Consider the following 2,293-nt stretch of genomic DNA (forward strand, 5'->3'; position numbering starts at 1 on the left):
ACCCTGATGCGGGCGTGCCTGAGCATGGCCACGGTACGCTCGGTGTGTTCGAGCCCGGCCACCATCATGCCCGCCGGACGCCAGCTAAGCAGCGACTCGACGAGGGTTTCCTCGCGGCCCTGTTCGTAGTCCGTCACCGCGACGACAGGTTGGAACCCGGCGCCCACCAGCACCGTGTTGGCGCCGCGCAGCATGTCCGGAAAGACGATGTTGCTGAGCGACGGTATCACGATCCCGACCAGCTTGGAGCCGGTCGAGGCCAGCGTGCCGGCGATGCGGTTCGGCACATAGCCGAGGCTTCTCGCGGCATTGAGGACGCTCTCGCGTGTCTTGGCCGAAAATGAACCGTGCCCGCGCAACACGCGCGAGGCGGTGCTCTCGCCGACGCCGGCCGCGCGTGCGACATCGGTAAGGGTCGTCGTCCCCGTCGGCGTGCCGTCGGCCAGCTCGTCGGCCACTTTCGATCTCCCCGCTGGAGCGCGACGTCGCACTGGACCGTCCTCGCTTCCGTCCATCTCTTTTGCCATGTCGCGGCAACCTTTTCAAACAATTGTTGGCAGCGCTGCCACTTTTTCGTTGGCAGCGCTGCCAATCCATGTTATCCGGTTACGCAAGCGCTGCCAAAACCGCCACCGGCGGGGCGCGCTGACACCCCATTCACAGTCAAGGGAGGAACCAATGACCGTGCTTACACCTGCGCTACCGGCGCAAGCCGTAGCTGAAATCGAAACGAGGAGGACCGCCTACAGCAAGGTCTTCTGGCGCATCGTGCCGTTCCTGATGCTGTGCTACGTCGTTGCCTATCTCGACCGCGTCAACATCGGCTTCGCCAAGCTGCAGATGTCGGCCGACCTCGGCTTCAGCGAGACCGTCTACGGTCTCGGCGCCGGCATCTTCTTCATCGGCTATTTTCTCTTCGAGGTGCCAAGCAACGTCATTCTTCACAAGGTCGGCGCGCGCATGTGGATCGCGCGCATCATGATCACCTGGGGTTTGATCTCAGCTGGCTTCATGTTCGTCACGTCCGCGCCGACATTCTACCTGTTGCGCTTTCTGCTGGGCGTCGCCGAAGCCGGGTTCTACCCGGGGATCATCCTTTTCCTCACCTACTGGTATCCCTCGCATCGCCGGGCCAAGATCATCGCGGTGTTCATGTCCGCGATCCCGGTCTCTGGCATATTGGGCAATCCTCTTTCCGGCTGGATCATGGATTCGTTCGATGGCGCCCACGGCCTCGCCGGATGGCAATGGATGTTTCTTATCGAGGCGGTTCCAGCCGTCCTTCTCGGCATCGCTGTCTTGTTCTTCCTCGACAACGGCATTCGTCAGGCCAAGTGGCTGAGCGAAACGGAAAAGCAGGCCCTGGAAGAGGAGATCGCACGCGAGGAGCGTCACAAGGAGAGTGGGCATTCGGTAGCCGGTATCTTCCGCGATCGCCGAGTTTGGCTGATGTGCCTGATCTACTTCACCTTCGTGATGGGCCAGTACGGGCTGACCTTCTGGATGCCGACCCTGGTCAAGGCGACCGGCATCACCGGAAACTTCAATATCGGACTGATCAGCGCGATCCCCTTCATCTGTGCCGTCGTGGTCATGAATCTGTTCGGCCGCAGCGCTGACAGGCATCGCGAGCGCCGTTGGCACCTGGTCGTTCCGGCACTGCTCGGGGCCGTCGGTTTCGTCGTCGCGGCCGCCAGCTCGAATCTGACGATCGCCATCGCCTTCCTGTCCGTTGCAGCGGCCGGAGCGATCACCTGTGCGCCGCTGTTCTGGTCGCTGCCGACGTCATTTCTCGCCGGGACAGGTGCCGCGGCAGGCATTGCGCTCATCAATTCGGTCGGCAATCTGGCCGGCTTTGTTAGCCCGTATCTCGTCGGCTACCTGAAGGATTTGACCGGCGCAACGCAGGTCGGCATGTATGCGCTCGCCGCAATCCTGGTGCTCGGCGCGGTCCTGGTGCTGACGACGCCACCCAAGCTGGTCAATCGCTAAACCGGATTGCGTTTCGAATAAGGATCTCCGTGATGACCGTTTATGATCGAAGCAAGGAAAACCCCGCCGGAGCAAGGACGAACCGGGCCGCCCTGATCGGCATCGGTTCCATGGGACTTGGCATGGCCATGTCGCTCAGGCGGGCCGGGTTTGAAGTGGCTGGCTTCGACGTGGACGCCGCGGCCATCGCCCGGCTCGTCGACGCGGGCGGTCGAGGCGCGGCAAGCCCCGCCGAGGCCGCTGAAGGTGCCGACGTCGTCGTGTCGGTGGTCGTCAACGCCGCGCAAACGGAGGCCATCCT

General features: G+C 62.8%; 3 protein-coding genes. 2 read left to right on the forward strand and 1 reads right to left on the reverse strand.

Annotation, left to right across the window (positions count from 1 at the left end):
- On the reverse strand, positions 1-458 hold a 458-nt coding region (locus EOA60_RS29405), incomplete at its 3' end, for a LacI family DNA-binding transcriptional regulator (RefSeq protein WP_245502637.1).
- Positions 459-678: 220 nt separating this feature from the next.
- Here EOA60_RS29405 and EOA60_RS29410 point away from each other — a divergent pair.
- Together EOA60_RS29410 and EOA60_RS29415 are read left to right on the forward strand one after the other, a co-directional pair.
- Entirely contained in the window at positions 679-1,992 is a 1,314-nt protein-coding gene (locus EOA60_RS29410; protein ID WP_067320488.1) for an MFS transporter, read from the forward strand.
- A 32-nt stretch (positions 1,993-2,024) separates the two neighbouring features.
- Positions 2,025-2,293 (forward strand): NAD(P)-binding domain-containing protein (locus tag EOA60_RS29415; RefSeq protein WP_164899637.1); only part of this gene is annotated, 269 nt, incomplete at its 3' end.

The organism is Mesorhizobium sp. M1A.F.Ca.IN.020.06.1.1, from assembly GCF_004023265.1.
Taxonomy (GTDB): domain Bacteria; phylum Pseudomonadota; class Alphaproteobacteria; order Rhizobiales; family Rhizobiaceae; genus Mesorhizobium.

Bases quoted from the DNA above. Each gene is read 5' to 3' on its own strand.
- EOA60_RS29410 (WP_067320488.1), top strand. From the start codon at position 679: ATGACCGTGCTTACACCTGCGCTACCGGCGCAAGCCGTAGCTGAAATC.